Source organism: Pseudomonas sp. MF6396 (genome assembly GCF_002018915.1).
GTDB classification, from domain to species: Bacteria; Pseudomonadota; Gammaproteobacteria; order Pseudomonadales; family Pseudomonadaceae; genus Aquipseudomonas; species Aquipseudomonas palmensis.
The window spans coordinates 199,345-216,916 of the sequence record NZ_MVOK01000007.1 but is presented as its reverse complement, the minus strand read 5'-3'; the positions used below and the strand labels follow the sequence as shown (position 1 = coordinate 216,916).

Here is a 17,572-nt window from a genome sequence, read left to right as displayed (position 1 = left end):
CTTTTTCATGGGGCGGTGTTCAGCGTCGACGGAACAGCGGCTGCGGCTCGTCGGTGGCGGCCTGGTAGGTCACCGAGAAGTCCTGCAGGCTCTGCAGCGCTTCGACCGGGTCCTTGTCGGCCCGCAGGGCGAAGGCGTCGAAACCGCAACGCTTCATGTAGAACAGCTGGTCGCGCAGCACGTCGCCGATGGCACGCAGCTCGCCGGTGAACTTGTAGCGGTCACGCAGCAGGCGCGCATTGGAGTAGTTGCGCCCGTCGGTGAAGGCCGGGAAGTTCAACGCGATGACCTGGAAGCTGGCCACGTCATCGCCGATTTCCTCGGCTTCCTCGTCGGCATCCAGCCACACGCCCAGGCCGCCGTCGCGGGCCTTGAGGGCATGGGCGTGCTCGCGCCACAGGTGCAGCGGCACGATATAGTCGTCGCAGTTGGTCAGTTCGTCCAGGGTGACGTCCTTGGGCAGCAGGTGCCAGGTTTCGTCGACGATCTGGTTGCCCTTAATGATTCGCTGCATAGACGCGCTCCTTGAAAGGGTCGATGCCAATACGTTGGTAGGTGTCGATGAAGCGCTCGTCTTCAGTACGTTTCTCGACGTACACATCGATCAGCTTCTCGATCACGTCCGGCATGTCGTCCTGGGCGAACGAGGGGCCGAGGATCTTGCCCAGGCTGGCGTCGCGGCTGGCGCTGCCACCCAGGGACACCTGGTAGAACTCCTCGCCCTTCTTGTCCACCCCGAGAATGCCGATATGGCCGACGTGGTGGTGGCCGCAGGCGTTCATGCAGCCGGAGATGTTCAGGTCCAGTTCGCCGATGTCGAACAGGTAGTCCAGGTCGTCGAAGCGGCGCTGGATGGATTCGGCGATCGGGATCGACTTGGCGTTGGCCAGCGAGCAGAAGTCGCCACCCGGGCAGCAGATGATGTCGGTCAGCAGGCCGATGTTCGGCGTGGCGAAGCCGTTTTCACGCAGCTCCAGCCACAGCGCGTGCAGCTGGCGCTGCTCGACGTCGGCCAGGATGATGTTCTGCTCGTGGGAGGTGCGCAACTGGCCGAAGCTGTAGCGTTCGGCAAGGTCGGCCACCGCGTCCAGCTGCTTGTCGGTCAGGTCGCCCGGCGCCACGCCGGTCGGCTTGAGCGACAGGGTAACGGCCACATAGCCCGGCTTCTTGTGCGCCAGGGTATTGCGCGTGCGCCAGCGGGCGAAGCCCGGGTGCTGCTGGTCGAGCTCGGCCAGCTGGCTGTCGAGGTTGTCCAGCGCCAGGTAGTCGGGGTCGACGAAGTGCTTGGCCACGCGATGCACTTCGGCATCGGTCAGGGTGGTGCTGCCGCCGCGCAGGTGCTCCATTTCGGCGTCGACCTTCTGGGCGAACACCTCCGGCGTGAGGGCCTTGACCAGGATCTTGATGCGCGCCTTGTACTTGTTGTCACGGCGACCGTAACGGTTGTACACGCGCAGGATCGCGTCCAGGTAGCTGAGCAGGTCCTGCCAGGGCAGAAATTCGTTGATGAAGGCGCCCACCACCGGGGTACGGCCCAGGCCGCCGCCGACCAGCACGCGAAAGCCCAGTTCGCCGGCCGCGTTGTGCACCGGCTCCAGGCCGATGTCGTGCACTTCGATGGCCGCACGGTCGCTGGCCGAGCCATTGATGGCGATCTTGAACTTGCGCGGCAGGTACGCGAACTCGGGGTGGAAGGTGGTCCACTGACGCACGATTTCACACCATGGGCGCGGGTCGATCACTTCGTCCGCGGCAACGCCGGCGAACTGGTCGGTGGTGACGTTGCGCAGGCAGTTGCCGCTGGTCTGGATCGCGTGCATCTGCACCGTGGCCAGCTCGGCGAGGATCTCGGGGATGTCCTCCAGGGCTGGCCAGTTGTACTGCACGTTCTGCCGGGTACTGATGTGCGCGTAGCCTTTGTCGTAGTCGCGAGCGATTTTGGCCAGCATCCGGGTCTGGCGCGACGTCAGCTGGCCGTAGGGCACGGCTACCCGCAACATCGGGGCAAAACGTTGAATATAGAGGCCATTTTGCAGGCGCAGGGGGCGGAACTCTTCTTCGCTCAGCTCACCGGCCAGGTAGCGTCGGGTCTGGTCTCGGAACTGCTTGACGCGGTCCTCGATGATCCGCTGATCGTACTCGTCGTATACGTACATAGGGGTCCTGTTCTCAGGCTGCTTGCAGCTAATCGCGCGCACGGCCGCGCACTCCGGGGCGGAGCCGAGGCAAGATAGCAGTTTGCGTTTATGCGCAAAAGTGATGTTTTTGCATATGAAAAGAACTATATGGACTAAGTGAGACTGGCTAGCGTTTGGCTGTCACCTGAGCGTTGCCCGTGCCGTCGCGGTTATACTCGGCGCTTTGCGTTGCAGGAGCGTACTCGAATGCTCAAGGCCTTGTGCCTGTCGGTGTGGCTGGGCCTGTCGCTGGTGAGTGGCGCCCAGGCGGCCTCGGTGGTGTTTCTCAATCCGGGCAACGCCGACGAGACCTTCTGGGTCAGTTACTCGCGTTTCATGCAAGGCGCCGCGCAGAACCTGGGCATGTCCTTGCGTGTCGAGTACAGCGGGCGTGATCGCCAGCGTGTGTTGCATCAGGCGCGACAGGCGCTCCAGGGGCCGCAGCGGCCGGACTACCTGGTGCTGGTCAACGAGCAGTACGTGGCGCCGGAGATCATCCGCCTGTCGCGCGGCAGCGGGGTCAGGCTGTTTCTGGTCAACAACGGCCTGACGGTCGACCAGGCGCGCCAGGTGCACGAGTATCCGGACCGTTATCCGCCGGTCCTCGGCACCCTGACCGGCAACGACGAGGAGGCCGGCTACCGCATGCTCAAGACGCTGGTCGAGCAGTTGCCGCCCGCTGCCCTAGAGCAGGGCGTGGACCTGCTGGCGTTCTCTGGGTTGAAGCACACCCCGGCAGCGCAGTTGCGTGAGCAGGGCATGCACCGGGCGTTGGCCGAGTTGCCCGGCGTGCACCTGCGCCAGCTGGTGTATGGGGAATGGAGTCGCCAGCGCGCCTATGAGCAGGCGCAGTTGCTGGGTGCGCGTTATCCGCGTACGCAGCTGGTGTGGTCGGCCAATGACGAGATGGCGTTTGGCGCGATGCAGGCATTCGAGGAGGCCGGGCGGGTGCCGGGCCGGGATGTGCTGTTCAGTGCGGTGAACAGTTCGCCGCAGGCCCTGCAGGCGCGAATCGAGGGTCGATTGAGCGTGTTGATGGGCGGGCACTTTTCTCTGGGCGGGTGGGCCATGGTGCTGCTGCACGATGATGCGCAGGGCGTGCCGATCGGTCAGTTGCTCGCCCGGCCGCGGCCGGTGCCGGTGCTTCAGCTGATCGATGCGGTCAAGGCGCGGCGCTGGCTCACGCTTGAACAGCAGGGCGACTATGGGCTGGATTTCAAGGGGTTCAGCGCCGTTGGCAAGGCGCCAGGGTATCGATACCCGTTCCTGAAGGACGCGATGGACTACTAACCGACGAGCTGTACAAAAACCCTGCTTGAGCAAAGGGCATTGCTGGACTTAACTGCATCAGGTGCAGTGCATTCCCATAACCACAACAAGAGGCAATGCAATGGGAAATCCAAGCAAGGCAAGCAAGCCGGACAGCAGTGTCGATGCGTGGGCGATACTCTGCCTGATTGTGCTGGTGGTCGTGACGGCGGTTTACTGGGTCAGTCATCAATAGGCCAAGCCGCAAGAGCGAATCAACCCGCTCTTGCGGACATGCCGGTACAGCACCACCCTCAAGCCTTCAGCAAGGCCTCCGGTGCCTCGGCAGGCACCGGTCGCCCGATGGCCTGCTCGACCCGGCGCGCCACCACCGGGTCATCGGCAAAGGGTATGAGGCTTGCCTGGTCATCCACCTGGTCGCTATGGCGCCTGAGGCAGGCGCTGGTGATCAGGTAGAAGAACACCAGTCCGGTCACGCAATACAACCCATATGCCCAGCCGTTCATTCGCTGCCCCTTACGCCATCTGCGCGTTGTCCAGTGCCAGTTTCGGGTCTGCCACGCGTACCGTGCGCCAGGTGTTCCAGGCCATCAGCAGCATCCCGCTCAGGAAGCACACGCCACCGACGAAGCGCACGATGAAGCCCGGGTGGCTGGCCACCAGTGCCTCCACGAACGAGTAGGTGAGGGTGCCGTCGTCGTTGATCGCGCGCCACATCAGGCCCTGGGTGATGCCGTTGACCCACATCGAGGCGATGTACAGCACGGTACCGATGGTCGCCAGCCAGAAGTGCAGGTTGATCAGCCCGATGCTGTACATCTTCTCGCGGCCGAACACCTTGGGAATCATGTGGTACAGCGCGCCGAAGGTGATCATCGCCACCCAGCCCAGCGCACCGGCATGCACGTGGCCGATGGTCCAGTCGGTGTAGTGCGACAGGGCGTTGACGGTCTTGATCGCCATCATCGGCCCTTCGAAGGTCGACATGCCGTAGAACGCCAGCGACAGCACCAGGAAACGCAGGATCGGGTCGCTGCGCAGCTTATGCCAGGCGCCCGAGAGGGTCATCATGCCGTTGATCATGCCGCCCCAGCTCGGGGCCAGCAGGATGATCGACATCGCCATGCCCAGCGACTGCGCCCAGTCGGGCAGGGCGGTGTAGTGCAGGTGGTGCGGGCCTGCCCAGATGTACAGGGTGATCAGCGCCCAGAAGTGCACGATCGACAGGCGGTAGGAATACACCGGCTTGCCGACCTGCTTGGGCACGAAGTAGTACATCATGCCCAGGAAGCCGGTGGTCAGGAAGAAGCCCACCGCGTTGTGGCCGTACCACCACTGCACCATCGCATCGGTGGCCCCCGCGTACACCGGGTAGGACTTGAACCAGCTGACCGGAATCGACAGGTGGTTGACCACGTGCAGCATCGCGATGACCACGATGAAGGCCCCGAAGAACCAGTTGCCGACATAGATGTGCGTGCCCTTGCGGCGCAGCAGGGTGCCGAAGAACACCACGCCATAGGCCACCCACACGATCGCCATCCACACCGCGCCGGTGAATTCGATCTCGGCGTATTCCTTGGTGGTGGTAAGGCCCAGGGGCAGGCTCAGCAGCATGATCACGATGGTTGCCTGCCAGCCCCAGAAGGTGAAGGCCGTCAGCCAGTCGCTGTAAAGGCGTACCTGGCAGGTGCGCTGCACCGCGTAGTAGCTGGCGGCAAATTGCGCGCTGCCGGCGAAACCGAAGATCACCAGGCTGGTGTGCAGGGGGCGCAGGCGGCCGAAGGTGGTCCAGGGCAGGTCCAGGTTGAGCTCCGGCCAGACCAGTTGCGAGGCGATCCATACGCCCATGGCCATGCCGACGATGCCCCACACCACCGTCATGACCACGAACTGCCGGACCACCTTGTAGTTGTAGGCCTGTGCCTGTTGATGAGTACTCATGGCTGTTTATCCGCGTTTCCTTCCTAGCCCACCCCCCGACGGGACGAGCACAGGCGCTGACTCTAGAAAGCCTGCCGCAGACAAAACAGACTCAGAAACAGGCCTTATATACGGATCAGATAAAAGCCCTGTATTCATTGGGCAAAAGCGCTACTGATCTGTAACAGGTGCGACATTTTAACGCTGTTATGCGGCCTAAATCGCAGTCAACGGGGTGACCATCGGCCGCAGCCAGGGTTCATTGGAATTATCTTGACATCACCGCGAAACGCAGTAGAGAATTTCACAAACTTTGCGCGCAAAGTTTTGCAGGCAGGGGCTTTCTGTCGTTGTTGCAGACGTTGCGCGATCCGATACGACACTTAACGCGCCAGGGCTAACGGGACGACGCAGGTGCGCATCCCGCGCACGCATTCGGCACCGGAAAATATAATAACGAAGGGAGCAACAGATGAAGCTTTCCAAAGAATTGGTCCTCCAGGCAAAGGCGACATTCGGTACGCCTACCTACCTGTATGACGAGGCGGTGCTGCGCAGCAGTTTCAATGAACTGCGCGACGCCTTGCCCGACTGCGTGGATATCTTCTACGCGCTCAAGGTCAATCCGAATCTGTCGCTGGTGAAGCTGATCCGTTCGTACGGCGGCAACACCGAGGTCTGTTCGCTGGGCGAGCTGGAAATCGCCCTGAAGGCGGGCGTTGCACCCCAGGACATCATTTTCCTGGGCCCCTACAAGAAGCCCGAGGAACACCGCCGGGCGCTGGAAGTGGGGGTGTACGCCATCGTCGTCGAATCCGAAACCGAACTGCGCGCGCTTTCTGCCCTGGCCGGCTCGCTGGGCTGTACCGCGCCGGTGGCCATTCGCATCAATCCCAATTTCTCGGCCTCGGGCTCGCCCTGGAAGATGGGCGGGCGCCCGACCCACTTCGGTATAGAGGAAGACACCGCAGTGGCCAATTTCGGCCAGTACCTGGCGCTGCCCCACCTGCATATCAAGGGCATTCACGTCTACAACGGCACCAAGATCCTCGACGCCCAGTCGGTGTATGACAATGCCAGCTACATCCTCGACCTGTACCGCAACCTCACCCTTCGCTACGACCTGGACCTGAGCATGGTCGACGTCGGCGGCGGCCTGGGCATCAAGTACTACGAGAACGAAAAGGAACTCGACACCCGTCAGCTCAAGCAGCTGCTGGCGCCGCTGTTCGACAGTTTCCATCGTCAGTTCCCGCGTACCCGCATCATCGTCGAGTCCGGCCGTTTCGTGGCCGGCAAATGCGGCGCGCTGCTGGTCACCGTCGACAACATCAAGCACAACCACGGCAAGACCTTCGCCGTGACCGACGGCGGCACCAACTGCCACGGTGCCGCGGCAGGCAGCGGCCAGGTGCTCAAGCGCAACTTCCGCATCGTGCACGCCACCGGCAGCAATGGCGCGCCGCTGCGCGAATACCATATCTCCGGCCCGCTGTGCAGCCCCGACGACCTGCTGGGGCGTGACGTGCGCATCGAGACCCTGAGCGAAGGCGACCTGCTGGCGGTGACGGCCTCCGGTGCCTATGGCCCCACGGCCTCGCCCACCCTGTTCCACAGCCATGGTCACCCGGCCGAGGTGATCGTCAGCCACGGCCGCCTGTTCCTGGCCAGGGCCCGTCAGACCGCACTGGAGATCCGCGACAGCCACGCCGACGTGGCGCTGGACGACATGCTCGCCGCCCCGGCCAGCGCACCTGTCGCCAGCAGCGCACCGGGCGTGACGGCCAGCGGCGCCACGCAGACGCAACTGATCGAGATCCTGCGGGTGGTGCTCCAGCTGCCAGCCAGTACCGAGGTGCGTGCCGACTCGCACCTGCGTGACCACCTGGGGCTCGACTCGCTCACCTCGATGGAGCTGCTGGTCAGCCTGGAGGACGAGATCGAAGGCTTCTTCGTCAACCCCGACACCATTGCCCCCGGGCACTTCAATACCGTGACGACGCTGGCGCAGTACATCGACGCCAACCGCCAGAACGCCCCCGAAACCGCCTCGCAAGGCCAGCCAGAGGTACAGTATGAGCCGGTCTAGCGTGCTCCTGCAGCAGGTACTGGAGGCCAGCAACGGCCTGTACCCGCGCAAGGCGGCAGTCATCTATGCCGATGAAACCTACACCTATGCCGACCTCGACGATTCCAGTTCGCGGCTGGCCTCGGGCTTGCAGGCCTGTGGCCTGCAGCGTCAGGAACGGGTGGTGCTGTGCCTGGGCAACCGGGTAGAAACCATCTGTGCCTTCTGGGGTGTGCTCAAGGCCGGTGGCGTGGTGGTCAATGTCGGCCTGGAGACCCACGCCGAGGGCCTTGACTACATCGTGCGGGACGCCGAGGCCTCGGTGCTGATCACCACCTCGGAGAAGTTCGCCAGCCTGTCGGTGGACACCCCGAGCCTGCCGTACCTGCGCACCATCGTGCTGCTGGACGGCGAGGCCGACTCGGCGCTGACACGCACCTTCGAGGGTGTGCTGGTGCAGGGCAACGGAGCTCCGGTGCCCTGCGGCACGCTGGACCTGGACCTGGCCGCGATCATCTATACCTCCGGGTCCACCGGCGAGCCCAAGGGCGTGATGCTGACCCATCGCAACATGCTCGCGGCGCTGTCGTCGCTGCACACCTACCTGGGCTACAACGACAGCGACCACGTGCTCTGCTCGTTGCCGCTGTCGTTCGACTATGGCCTGTACCAGATGATCATGGCGCTGAGCGCGGGCGCCACCCTGGTACTGGAAAAGGAATTCACCTGGCCGATCTTCCTGATCAAGAAGATCCGCCAGTACCAGATCACGGTCATCCCGTTCGTGCCCACCATGCTCATGCTGCTGCATGAGTACGCGAGCAAGCGCAACGCCAGTTTCGAGCACGTGCGCATGGTCACCAATACCGGCGCGGCGCTCAAACCGACGCACATTGCGCAGATGAAGGCGCTGTTTCCGCAGGCGCAGATCTTCTCCATGTACGGCCTGACCGAGTGCAAGCGCTGCACCTACCTGCCGCCAGAGGACATCGACAGCAAGCCGGGCAGCGTCGGCATCGCCATTCCCAACACCGAGTTGTGGCTGATCGACGAGCACGGCCAGCGCATCGACCAGGCCCACCAGGTGGGCCAGTTGGTGATTCGCGGCGCCACGGTCATGGCCGGCTACTGGCGCAACCCGCAGGCCACGGCGAAAAAGCTCAAGCCCGGCCCCTATCCCGGGGAGAGCGTGCTGCATACCGGCGACTACTGCCACCTGGACGAAGACGGCTACCTGTATTTCGAAGGCCGGATGGACCACGTGATCAAGTCCCGCGGCATGAAGGTCAGCCCGGCGGAAGTGGAAGACTTCTTCTATGCCATGGCAGGCATCGACGCGGCAGCGGTGGTCGGTGTCGAGGATGCTGCGGCCGGCGAAGGGCTGTGGGCTTTCGTGACCTTGAGCCAGGGCGTCACGCTCAGCGCCGAGCAGTTGCTCGAACGCTGCCGCGCCGGGCTCGAGCCGCACAAGGTGCCACTGGCAATCAGTATCGAGCTCACCTTGCCGCGCACCGCCAACGGCAAGTTCGACCTCAAGCAGTTGCAACACACGGCACGCTCGGCACAGCTGGCGGCCGCCGGCTGACAGGCGCTGCGGGTGTTGCCCGTTACCTCGAAACAATGCTTACGCAGGGAGTATCTACATGCGTCTTGGCAACAAAGGCAGGGACCAGACCCTGGACGTCAACGGGCAGACGTTTGCCCTGCGGGTCTGGGGCGAGGAGGGGGCTCATCCGGTATTGGCCGTGCATGGCTGGCTGGACAACGCCGCCTCGTTCGAACAGGTGGCGCCGTACCTGAAGGATTGCTTCGTGGTGGCACCGGACCTCGCCGGGCATGGACGCTCGGACCATCGGCGTGCCGACAGTGGCTACTATCTGTGGGAACATGCCGACGACATGAATACCCTGGTCGAGTGCATGGGCTGGAAGCGCTTTTCGGTGATCGGCCATTCCATGGGCAGCGGCATCGCGTCGATCCTGGGGGCGATGAACAAGTCCATCGACAGCATGATCTTCCTCGATGGCATGGGCGCTCCGTTCACCATCGCCGAAGAAGACACCGTGGAGCACCTGAAGAAGGCCCATCGCCTGATGCGCCTGGCCCTGCGCACCCGCCTGCATGGGTTCTCGGCCCCCGACAGCGTGCAGTTCAGCAGCGTCGAGGCGGCGGTCAACGAGCGGCGCAACAGTATCGACGGCCTGCTCTCGCCGGCCTCGGCACGCCTGCTGGCCATGCGCGACCTGCTCAGCGTGGGGGATGGCTACCGCTGGCGTCACGACCCGCGGCTGGTGCTGCCCGAACCGATGCAGCTGACCGAGCGTCAGGCCTGCGACTTCCTGCGCCAGATCAGTTGCCCGCTGCATGTGATGCTCGGGCGCCAGGGCCTGTTCGCCGGCCCGGAATTCGACAAGCGCAAAAAAGCGTTGCCCTGGGCCAGCCGTGTGCACTGGCATGATGGCGGGCACCATTTTCATCTCGAAGCGGCAAGTGACAGCCTGATCGCACAGATCAACACCGCCCTTGCGCAAAACGAGCAGGGCCCGGTGCGACGAATAGCCAATGAGTAACGGAGTAGGCGTGTGAAAGAGTTCTGGATTGCCCCGTCGATGCTGGCGGCCGATTTTGCCCGGTTGGGCGAGGAAGCCGAGCGGGTTCTGGCTGCCGGTGCCGACGTCATCCACATCGACGTGATGGACAACCACTACGTACCCAACCTGACCATGGGGCCGCAGTTCTGCAAGGCCCTGCGCAGCTACGGCATCACCGCGCCGCTGGATGTGCACCTGATGGTCACCCCCGTGGACCCGATGATCCAGGCATTTGCCGAGGCGGGTGCCGACTACATCTCGATTCACCCCGAGGCCACCGTTCACCTGGACCGCTCCCTGCAACTGATCAAGGATCTGGGGTGCAAGGCGGGCCTGGCCTTCAATCCGGCCACAGGGCTGGAGGAATGCAAGTATGTGTTCGACAAGCTCGACCTGTTGTTGCTGATGTCGGTCAACCCCGGCTTCGGCGGGCAGTCGTTCATCCCGGCGGTCTTGCCCAAGATCGAAGCAGCGCGCAAGCTGATCGATGCCAGTGGCCGTGACATCCGCCTGGAAGTGGATGGCGGGGTCAACCTTCACACCATCGGCCAGGTCGCTGCGGCCGGTGCCGACATGTTCGTGGCCGGTACGGCGATCTTTTCCCAGCCCGATTACCGCGCCACGCTCCACGCCTTGCGCAGCACGATTGCCGATGCCGCCCCGCGGCGCCAGTCATGAGCTGTGCAGTGAATTTCGCGAACCAGCATGAGTTACCCGTCCTTGCACAATAATACGTTTATCAAGGCCTTGCTGCGCCAACCCACGGCGCATACGCCTGTCTGGCTGATGCGCCAGGCCGGCCGCTACCTGCCCGAGCATCGTGCCCTGCGTGCCAGGGCCGGCTCGTACCTGGACCTGGTGAAGAACCCGGACCTGGCCACCGAGGCCAGCCTGCAACCGCTGCGCCGTTTCAGCCTGGACGCCGCCGTGGTGTTCGCCGACATGCTCAGCCTGCCCGACGCCATGGGGCTGGGCCTGTACTGCGTGAACGGCGATGGCCCGCGCTTTCGTCACCCCTTGCGTGACGAGGCGGCCATCGAGCGCCTGCGCGTACCCGAACCCGAGGCGCTGGAGCACACATACCAGACCCTTGCCCAGGTGCGTCACGAACTGGAGGGCAAGGTGCCGGTGGTGGGCTTTGCCGCAAGCCCCTGGACCCTGGCCTGCTACATGGTCGAGGGTGGCCCGCCGGGCGACTGCCAGTTGATCAAGAAGATGCTCTACCGTCGCCCGGAACTGCTGCACCGGTTGCTCAAGGTGCTCGGTCACGCGGTGGCTGCCGACCTCAATGCACAGATCGAGTCCGGCGCCCAGGCGGTGATGCTGGTGGACAGCTTCGGCGGTGTGCTGGCCGACGCTGCCTATCGGCGTTTCTCCCTGTATTACCTGCGTGAAGTGCTGGCGCGCCTGCACAAGACCCAGCATGGCGTGCGCATTCCCTCCATCGTGCATACCCGTGGTGGCGCCCAGTGGCTCAGCCCGCTGGCCGACAGCGGCGCCGATGCGCTGGGCCTGGACTGGACGTGTGACCTGGCGCTGGCACGCCAGCTGGTGGGCAACTGCGTGGCGCTGCAGGGCAACCTCGACCCGGCCGTGCTGCTGGCAGACGAGGCGAGCATTCGCCGCGAGGTGCGACGCACCCTGCAGACGTTCGGACCACCGGCGGCCGGTTTCGGCCATGTGTTCAACCTGGGGCAGGGCATTTCGCCGGCCACTTCGCCAGAGGCGGTTGCAGTACTGGTCGACGCGGTGCATCACTACAGCCGCGTCGCGGGAGGTGTGCATGCTTGACCCGACGTTCGACTTCGACAAGATGCTGTGTTTCTCGCTGTATTCGACAGCCAACGCCATGGTTCGGGACTATGCCGAACCGCTCAAGCGCCGTGGCGTCACCTACCCGCAACTGCTGGTGATGGCCGGGTTGTGGGGCAAGGATGATGTGTCGATCAGCGCCTTGAGCGAGCTCACCCTGTTCGACCTGGGTACGTTGACGCCAATCGTCAAGCGCCTGGCGGATGCGGGGTTCATCACCGTGTACCTGGACCCCAGCGACCGACGCCGGCGCAACCTGCTGCTGACCGACAAGGGCCGTGAGCTCAAGGCCGAGGCGGCGCAGGTGTTCAGCAACATGGCGTGCAAGATCGACCTGGGCGAGGGCGAGGTGGAGCAGGTGCTCAACGTGTGCCACCGGATCCGTACCCGCCTGCGCTGACCCGCACCCATTCGCCAGCAAGGCCTGCTCCTGTGGGAGCCAGCCTTGCTGGCGAACAGCCACACCACCCACCACATTGGCACACCCGCCAACCTCCCTGGCAGCCAGCGAAACACCCCACCTTCAGCAGCGCCATACACTCTCCTGGGATGTTCCCAACCATAACAAAAGGAGTGTTCATGACTGCCGGCACCGTACCCCTGCTAGCCAGTGTCCAGCGTTTTCTCGGACGCCAACACGGCCTGTACATCAATGGCGGCTGGCGGCCGTCCACCTCCAGCCAGACCCTTACCGTCTTCAACCCGGCCAACGGCCAACCCATTGCCGTGACCCCCGAGGCCAGCGCCGAGGATGTCGACCAGGCCGTGCAATCGGCGCATCGGGCATTCGTCAGTGGCGTGTGGGCGCGCCGCGCCCCGGCCGAGCGCGAGCGTATCCTGCTGCGCTACGCCGATTTGCTCGAACAGCACGGTGAAGAGCTGGCCCAGCTCGAAACCCTGGAACAAGGCAAGTCGATCAACATCGCCCGCGCCTTCGAAGTCGGCAGCACCCTGAACTGGATGCGCTACACCGCCGGCCTCACCACCAAGATCTGCGGGCGCACCCTGGATGTGTCGATCCCGGTGCCTGAAGGCGCCCGCTACACCGCCTATACGCGCAAGGAGCCGGTCGGCGTGGTGGCTGGCATCGTGCCGTGGAACTTCCCGCTGATGATCGGCATGTGGAAGGTGATGCCCGCCCTGGCGGCCGGCTGCTCGATCGTCATCAAACCCTCCGAGATCACCCCGTTGACCTTGATGCGCATGGCCGAGCTGGCCACCGAGGCCGGCATCCCGGACGGCGTGTTCAACCTGATCACCGGCAGCGGCAGCGTATGCGGCAGCGCCCTCACCAGCCACCCGCGGGTGGCGAAGATCAGCTTTACCGGCTCTACCGCCACCGGCAAGCACATTGCCCGTTCGGCGGTCGACCGCCGGACGCGCCTGTCACTGGAGCTGGGTGGCAAGAACCCGGCCATCGTGCTGGCCGACGCCGATCCGCAGCAGGTGATCGAAGGCCTGATGATGGGCAGCTTCCTCAACCAGGGGCAGGTGTGCGCCGCCAGTTCGCGTATCTATGTCGAGGCGCCGCTGTTCGACCGCCTGGCAGCGGACTTCGAGCAGGCGATCAAGGGGCTGAGCGTAGGCCCGGGCCTGGATCCCAGCGCGCAGATCAACGCCCTGGCTTCCGGCGCGCACCAGCAGTCGGTGCAGGCCTACCTGGCCGATGCCCGCGAGCAGGGCGCGCAGATCATCAGCGGTGCCAGCGCGCCGGATGCCAATGGCTACTACGTCAGCCCGTCATTGATCCTCAACCCCGACGACAACCTGCGCCTGACCCGCAGCGAAGTGTTCGGCCCGGTGCTGAGCCTGACCCGCGTGGGCGATGTGGAAGAAGCGCTGGCCCGCGCCAACGACAGCGACTATGGTCTGACCGCCAGCCTGTGGACCACCAGCCTCAAGTCGGCCATGGACCTCACCCCGCGCATCGAGGCCGGCACCGTGTGGGTCAACAGCCACACCCTGATCGATGCCAACATGCCGTTTGGCGGCTTCAAGCAATCCGGTACCGGGCGTGATTTCGGCGTCGACTGGCTGGACGCCTTCACCGAGACCAAGTCGGTGTGCATCCGCCACTGAGGCGGCTGGCAGGCCGCAGGCGCTCAGCTGTAGCGCTTGCGGTACTCGCCGGGCGACACGCCAAAGCGCTGCTTGAACGCAGTGGTGAAGTAACTGCTGTTGGAGAAGCCCCAGGTGTACCCCAGCGCCGACAGCTTGAGGGTCGACTGCGGGTTGCGCAGGGTTTCGGCGCAGATGTCCAGGCGCCGGTTCTTGATGTACTGCGCGATCACCAGGCCCTTCTTGGCGAACACCCGGTACAGCCCGCGCATCGACACGCCGATGTCGCGCGCGATCATCTCCGGGCACAGCGCCTCGTCGGCAATGTGCGTCTCGATCAGCGCCAGGCTTTTGCGAAAGATGCGTTCATGCGGGTCGGGGTTGCTGTCGCTGCCGCACAGTGCCGGGCGCATCAGGCTGATCAGCGCATCGATCACCGCTTCGCTTTCGGCCAGGCTCACCTCGTCCAGCTGGGTCGAGGACAACAGCATCTGCTGGGCGAGCAGGGCGACCGGCGAGCCGGCCGGGATCTTGCGCCCGATCTCCACCGGGGTGAAGCGCAGCAGCTGGTCGACCCGGTCGTGGGGCAGTATCAGCGAGATCTGCTGGGAGGCATCGCCAAAGGTGAAGTCGCTGGGGCGTGCGCTGTCGATCAGCAGGATGTCCCCCGGCATCAGCACTTCGCGGGCGTCGTCCTGGGCCATGTTGGCCATGCCCTTGAGCTGGAACACCGCAAAGTACTTGTGTTCGCTGCTGCGCTGCACCTCGCGCGGCGTGCGCAGCAGCCGCGCGTGAGAGCTGCTCACGTGACTGAAGCGCAGGGCGCCCAGCTGGCGGGGGCGAATCTCACCGCTGAACGCATCCCCCAGCGCGGCACCGTCGAACTCGCCGCAGGCATGGTTGATGTCGGCCAGCCATTGCTGGAAGTGCTGCTGGGCAGTAGCGGTATTCATGGGTCACACCTCACACCTGGCATTGTTGTTAGGGTGCATGTGATGGCTGGGGGCACGCGCTGCAGGTTAGCGCAGCCCGCCGAAGCGCCGGTAGAAGTTTTCGCTGGCATCGGGCAGCGGGCCGTCTGCGGTTTCCATCGCACTGCTCAGCCACTGTTCGGCCGGGGCACAGGTCAGTCGATACAGGTTGCGGCACAGCTGGCGTGCGGCGCGGCCCTCCCAGTCGCCCGGCAGCAGTTCGTCGGGCAGGTGCGGGTCGCGCAGCAGCAGCTTGCGGTACTCGTGAATCAGCAGCAGGCGCACCATGAAGCAGTCCATCGGCTGCAGGCTGTCCTGCTCGCGCAGCGCCTGCCACACCGGGCGAAACAGCTGGATGAACTCGCTGTACTGCGCCCCCAGCTCCTCGATACGCCAGCTTTCGCGCACCTGGGCACGCAAGGCGCGGGAGGCCATCACGTCCTGGCCGGTGGTCTCGAACAGGATGGTGTCTTCCAGCGCGTCCAGGTCCAGCAGGGTGGCGTTGATGTCGGTGCGGTCGGCCCGCGGGCTGGCCAGCACCACCGGCGAGATGGCGCCAAAGCCTTGCCATTCGAGCTCTTCGCGCACCTGCTTGCGCTTGTCGGCAGACAGCTGGGTGAGCATCGCCAGGTGCCAGGAGCCATCCCACTGCGGCACCACCGAGCTGTACACCCGCTTGAAGGCCTTGTCGAAACGCCGCCGCCCGGCACCGGTGAGGCTGTAGTAGCTGCGCCGGCCGACCTTTTCGGCGGTCAGCCAGCCTTCCTTGGTCAGGCGGAACATCGAGGTGCGGATCAGCCGCTCGTTGATGCCGAAGGGCTCGAGCAACTGGATCAGGCTGCCCAGCCACACGGTGCCGCCGTGGGGTTCGATGGCATCGCCATACAGGGTGACGATCAGCGAACTGGCACGGATCGGGATCTGTTCCTGGAAACGGGTGACGAGCTGATTGAGGGGCGCGAGCGACGACATGGAGGATCCGCTGGGTGAAACCCCGGAATATAACTGCCGTTTGTCCTTCAAGGCCAGCGTTGCCGCCGGCACTTCAGGCCGTGTGGTTTTTCGGGCGGAACGTACTGTCGCTGACACGTCTGCGGTCCTGTTCGGGTTGGCTCAAGGGGCTGCATTCCACCATCTGCTCCAGGCAGCGCCGGGTCAGTGCGTGGTACTCGCCCGTGCCGCCCTGCTTCCAGTGCACTTCAGCGTCGCTCAGGCTGCGTTTTACCTGGGCCGGCGAGCCCACCACCAGCGAGCGGGGCGGGCAGTCGAAGCCGGCCTTGACGAAGGCGGTGGCGCCGACGATCGAGCAGGCACCGATCACGGCGCCGTCCATGACCACCGCGTTCATGCCCACCAGCGCATCGGCACCGATGCGGCAACCGTGCAGCACGGCGCCGTGGCCCACGTGCCCGTTACGCTCGATCACCGTGTCGCTGTCGGGGAAGCCGTGCATCACGCAGGTGTCCTGCAGGTTGGCGCCCTGTTCGAGAATGATGCGTCCGAAATCGCCGCGCAGGCTGGCCAGCGGGCCTACATAGCAGTCGGGGCCGACGATCACGTCGCCAATCAGCACCGCCGAGGGGTGCACGTAGGCGCTGGGGTCGATGACCGGGGTGATGCCGCCAAGGCTGTAGCAGGTCATGTCGGTTTCCTGTGGATCGGGATGACAGCGAATATAACGTATTGTTACTTGTTTGCAATGCTTCTATGTATCGCTTCTTGGCGCTGTTCTCGCGATAAGCACAGTGTTTGCAGGGTTTGTTTGGCACGCATGGAAAACAAACAGACACAGTCAAGTCATAGTAAAGTTGATTTTGTGTATCGTATTGTGGCTATACTCTGCCGCAATCGGCCTCGACCCAACAATAACAGCCAGCCTCGACTGGCCCGTGCGGTGACCGTCATGCCTGACACCCTGTTGCTTGATAACTCCCACGCCGGCATCTGCCTGGTGACGCTGCACCGCCCCGAGGTGCTCAATGCCCTCAATACCCGCCTGCTCGGCGAGCTGGCAGCCGAACTCGAGCGCCTGGAGCGTGACGACAGCTGCCGCGCCGTGGTGCTCACCGGCAGCCGCAAGGCGTTTGCCGCCGGCGCCGACATCAACGAGATGGCCGAGCGCGATGCGGTGGGCATCCTCAACGACCCGCGTGTTGCCTGTTGGCAGCAGATCAGCCGCTTCAGCAAGCCCCTGGTGGCGGCCGTCAACGGCTTTGCCCTGGGCGGTGGCTGCGAGCTGGCGATGCACGCCGACATCATCGTGGCGGGCGTGGATGCGCGCTTCGGCCAGCCGGAAATCAACCTGGGCATCATGCCTGGCGCCGGCGGTACCCAGCGTCTGCTGCGCGCGGTGGGCAAGTCCATGGCCATGCAGATGGTGCTCACCGGCGAGCCCATCGATGCGCGCACCGCGCAACAGGCCGGCCTGGTCAGCGAAATCACCCAACCCGAATTCACCGTCGAGCGCGCCGTGCAGATCGCCCAGGCCATCGCGCGCAAGGCCCCGCTGGCCGTGCGCCTGGCCAAGGAATCGCTGCTCAAGGCCATGGATACCGACCTTGCCAGCGGCCTGCGTTTCGAGCGCCACGCCTTCACTGTGCTGGCCGCCACCGATGACCGGCGCGAGGGCATCAGTGCCTTTCGCGAAAAACGCGCACCGGTGTTCACCGGCCGCTGAGTGCGCCGGCCCCTTTTACTTCAACC

16 protein-coding genes are annotated in these 17,572 nt (G+C 64.4%); 9 read left to right on the top strand and 7 right to left on the bottom strand.

Features of this window, described 5'->3' with window-relative positions; translation table 11 throughout:
- Positions 1 to 19 precede the first annotated feature (19 nt).
- Entirely contained in the window at positions 20 to 514 is a 495-nt protein-coding gene (locus MF6396_RS09875) for a DUF934 domain-containing protein (protein ID WP_043859917.1), read from the bottom strand.
- Positions 498 to 2,156: a nitrite/sulfite reductase gene (locus tag MF6396_RS09870; RefSeq protein ID WP_043859916.1), complete on the bottom strand. Its 1,659-nt coding sequence runs from the start codon at positions 2,154 to 2,156 to the stop codon at positions 498 to 500. The genes MF6396_RS09875 and MF6396_RS09870 overlap by 17 nt, the downstream gene beginning before the upstream one ends.
- A 228-nt stretch (positions 2,157 to 2,384) precedes the next feature.
- Here MF6396_RS09870 and MF6396_RS09865 point away from each other — a divergent pair, with 228 nt between their 5' ends.
- Positions 2,385 to 3,467 carry an ABC transporter substrate-binding protein gene (locus MF6396_RS09865; protein WP_058541135.1) on the top strand — a complete coding sequence of 361 codons (1,083 nt, stop codon included), beginning with the start codon at positions 2,385 to 2,387 and terminating at the stop codon, positions 3,465 to 3,467.
- Positions 3,468 to 3,739: 272 nt separating this feature from the next.
- On the opposite strand, the gene MF6396_RS09860 is transcribed toward MF6396_RS09865, so the two are convergent.
- Positions 3,740 to 3,952 (bottom strand): hypothetical protein, encoded by a 213-nt coding sequence (locus tag MF6396_RS09860; RefSeq protein ID WP_054915446.1) that lies wholly within the window; start codon positions 3,950 to 3,952, stop codon positions 3,740 to 3,742.
- A 10-nt stretch (positions 3,953 to 3,962) separates the two neighbouring features.
- Complete coding sequence (ccoN, locus tag MF6396_RS09855; protein WP_043863022.1) at positions 3,963 to 5,390, bottom strand: cytochrome-c oxidase, cbb3-type subunit I; 1,428 nt, start codon at positions 5,388 to 5,390, stop codon at positions 3,963 to 3,965.
- Between the two features lie 451 nt (positions 5,391 to 5,841).
- Between ccoN and MF6396_RS09850 the strand changes: the two genes are divergently transcribed.
- The 7 genes from MF6396_RS09850 (at position 5,842) to MF6396_RS09820 (ending at position 13,919) form a co-directional block, all read left to right on the top strand.
- Positions 5,842 to 7,458 carry a phosphopantetheine-binding protein gene (locus MF6396_RS09850; protein ID WP_078480204.1) on the top strand — a complete coding sequence of 539 codons (1,617 nt, stop codon included), beginning with the start codon at positions 5,842 to 5,844 and terminating at the stop codon, positions 7,456 to 7,458.
- Positions 7,445 to 9,022 (top strand): class I adenylate-forming enzyme family protein, encoded by a 1,578-nt coding sequence (locus tag MF6396_RS09845; protein ID WP_078480203.1) that lies wholly within the window; start codon positions 7,445 to 7,447, stop codon positions 9,020 to 9,022. Before MF6396_RS09850 ends, MF6396_RS09845 begins: the two co-directional genes overlap by 14 nt.
- Before the next feature lie 58 nt (positions 9,023 to 9,080).
- Positions 9,081 to 10,007, top strand: a complete 927-nt coding sequence (locus tag MF6396_RS09840; RefSeq protein WP_043863019.1) for an alpha/beta fold hydrolase — start codon at positions 9,081 to 9,083, stop codon at positions 10,005 to 10,007.
- A 12-nt stretch (positions 10,008 to 10,019) separates the two neighbouring features.
- Positions 10,020 to 10,706: a ribulose-phosphate 3-epimerase gene (gene rpe / locus MF6396_RS09835; protein ID WP_043863018.1), complete on the top strand. Its 687-nt coding sequence runs from the start codon at positions 10,020 to 10,022 to the stop codon at positions 10,704 to 10,706.
- A gap of 27 nt (positions 10,707 to 10,733) precedes the next feature.
- Positions 10,734 to 11,819 (top strand): uroporphyrinogen decarboxylase, encoded by a 1,086-nt coding sequence (hemE, locus tag MF6396_RS09830; protein ID WP_054915444.1) that lies wholly within the window; start codon positions 10,734 to 10,736, stop codon positions 11,817 to 11,819.
- Entirely contained in the window at positions 11,812 to 12,240 is a 429-nt protein-coding gene (locus MF6396_RS09825) for a MarR family winged helix-turn-helix transcriptional regulator (protein ID WP_043863016.1), read from the top strand. Before hemE ends, MF6396_RS09825 begins: the two co-directional genes overlap by 8 nt.
- A gap of 179 nt (positions 12,241 to 12,419) precedes the next feature.
- On the top strand, positions 12,420 to 13,919 hold the full coding sequence (locus tag MF6396_RS09820; protein ID WP_078480202.1) for an aldehyde dehydrogenase family protein: 1,500 nt from the start codon (positions 12,420 to 12,422) through the stop codon (positions 13,917 to 13,919).
- A gap of 23 nt (positions 13,920 to 13,942) precedes the next feature.
- Here the strand turns inward: MF6396_RS09820 and feaR are convergent, their stop codons facing one another.
- From feaR to paaY, 3 genes are all read right to left on the bottom strand, one after another.
- Positions 13,943 to 14,851, bottom strand: a complete 909-nt coding sequence (gene feaR, locus MF6396_RS09815; RefSeq protein ID WP_043863014.1) for a transcriptional regulator FeaR — start codon at positions 14,849 to 14,851, stop codon at positions 13,943 to 13,945.
- Between the two features lie 66 nt (positions 14,852 to 14,917).
- Positions 14,918 to 15,841, bottom strand: a complete 924-nt coding sequence (gene paaX / locus MF6396_RS09810) for a phenylacetic acid degradation operon negative regulatory protein PaaX (RefSeq protein WP_054915441.1) — start codon at positions 15,839 to 15,841, stop codon at positions 14,918 to 14,920.
- Between the two features lie 73 nt (positions 15,842 to 15,914).
- Complete coding sequence (gene paaY, locus MF6396_RS09805; protein WP_043863012.1) at positions 15,915 to 16,511, bottom strand: phenylacetic acid degradation protein PaaY; 597 nt, start codon at positions 16,509 to 16,511, stop codon at positions 15,915 to 15,917.
- Between the two features lie 261 nt (positions 16,512 to 16,772).
- Between paaY and paaF the strand changes: the two genes are divergently transcribed.
- On the top strand, positions 16,773 to 17,546 hold the full coding sequence (gene paaF, locus MF6396_RS09800) for a 2,3-dehydroadipyl-CoA hydratase PaaF (RefSeq protein ID WP_054915468.1): 774 nt from the start codon (positions 16,773 to 16,775) through the stop codon (positions 17,544 to 17,546).
- Positions 17,547 to 17,572: the final 26 nt, after the last annotated feature.

Bases quoted from the DNA above. Each gene is read 5' to 3' on its own strand.
- feaR (WP_043863014.1), bottom strand. From the start codon at position 14,851: ATGAATACCGCTACTGCCCAGCAGCACTTCCAGCAATGGCTGGCCGAC.
- MF6396_RS09865 (WP_058541135.1), top strand. From the start codon at position 2,385: ATGCTCAAGGCCTTGTGCCTGTCGGTGTGGCTGGGCCTGTCGCTGGTG.
- paaY (WP_043863012.1), bottom strand. From the start codon at position 16,511: ATGACCTGCTACAGCCTTGGCGGCATCACCCCGGTCATCGACCCCAGC.
- MF6396_RS09870 (WP_043859916.1), bottom strand. From the start codon at position 2,156: ATGTACGTATACGACGAGTACGATCAGCGGATCATCGAGGACCGCGTC.
- hemE (WP_054915444.1), top strand. From the start codon at position 10,734: ATGAGTTACCCGTCCTTGCACAATAATACGTTTATCAAGGCCTTGCTG.
- MF6396_RS09845 (WP_078480203.1), top strand. From the start codon at position 7,445: ATGAGCCGGTCTAGCGTGCTCCTGCAGCAGGTACTGGAGGCCAGCAAC.
- MF6396_RS09825 (WP_043863016.1), top strand. From the start codon at position 11,812: ATGCTTGACCCGACGTTCGACTTCGACAAGATGCTGTGTTTCTCGCTG.
- MF6396_RS09850 (WP_078480204.1), top strand. From the start codon at position 5,842: ATGAAGCTTTCCAAAGAATTGGTCCTCCAGGCAAAGGCGACATTCGGT.
- MF6396_RS09875 (WP_043859917.1), bottom strand. From the start codon at position 514: ATGCAGCGAATCATTAAGGGCAACCAGATCGTCGACGAAACCTGGCAC.
- MF6396_RS09860 (WP_054915446.1), bottom strand. From the start codon at position 3,952: ATGAACGGCTGGGCATATGGGTTGTATTGCGTGACCGGACTGGTGTTC.
- paaX (WP_054915441.1), bottom strand. From the start codon at position 15,841: ATGTCGTCGCTCGCGCCCCTCAATCAGCTCGTCACCCGTTTCCAGGAA.
- MF6396_RS09840 (WP_043863019.1), top strand. From the start codon at position 9,081: ATGCGTCTTGGCAACAAAGGCAGGGACCAGACCCTGGACGTCAACGGG.
- ccoN (WP_043863022.1), bottom strand. From the start codon at position 5,390: ATGAGTACTCATCAACAGGCACAGGCCTACAACTACAAGGTGGTCCGG.
- MF6396_RS09820 (WP_078480202.1), top strand. From the start codon at position 12,420: ATGACTGCCGGCACCGTACCCCTGCTAGCCAGTGTCCAGCGTTTTCTC.
- paaF (WP_054915468.1), top strand. From the start codon at position 16,773: ATGCCTGACACCCTGTTGCTTGATAACTCCCACGCCGGCATCTGCCTG.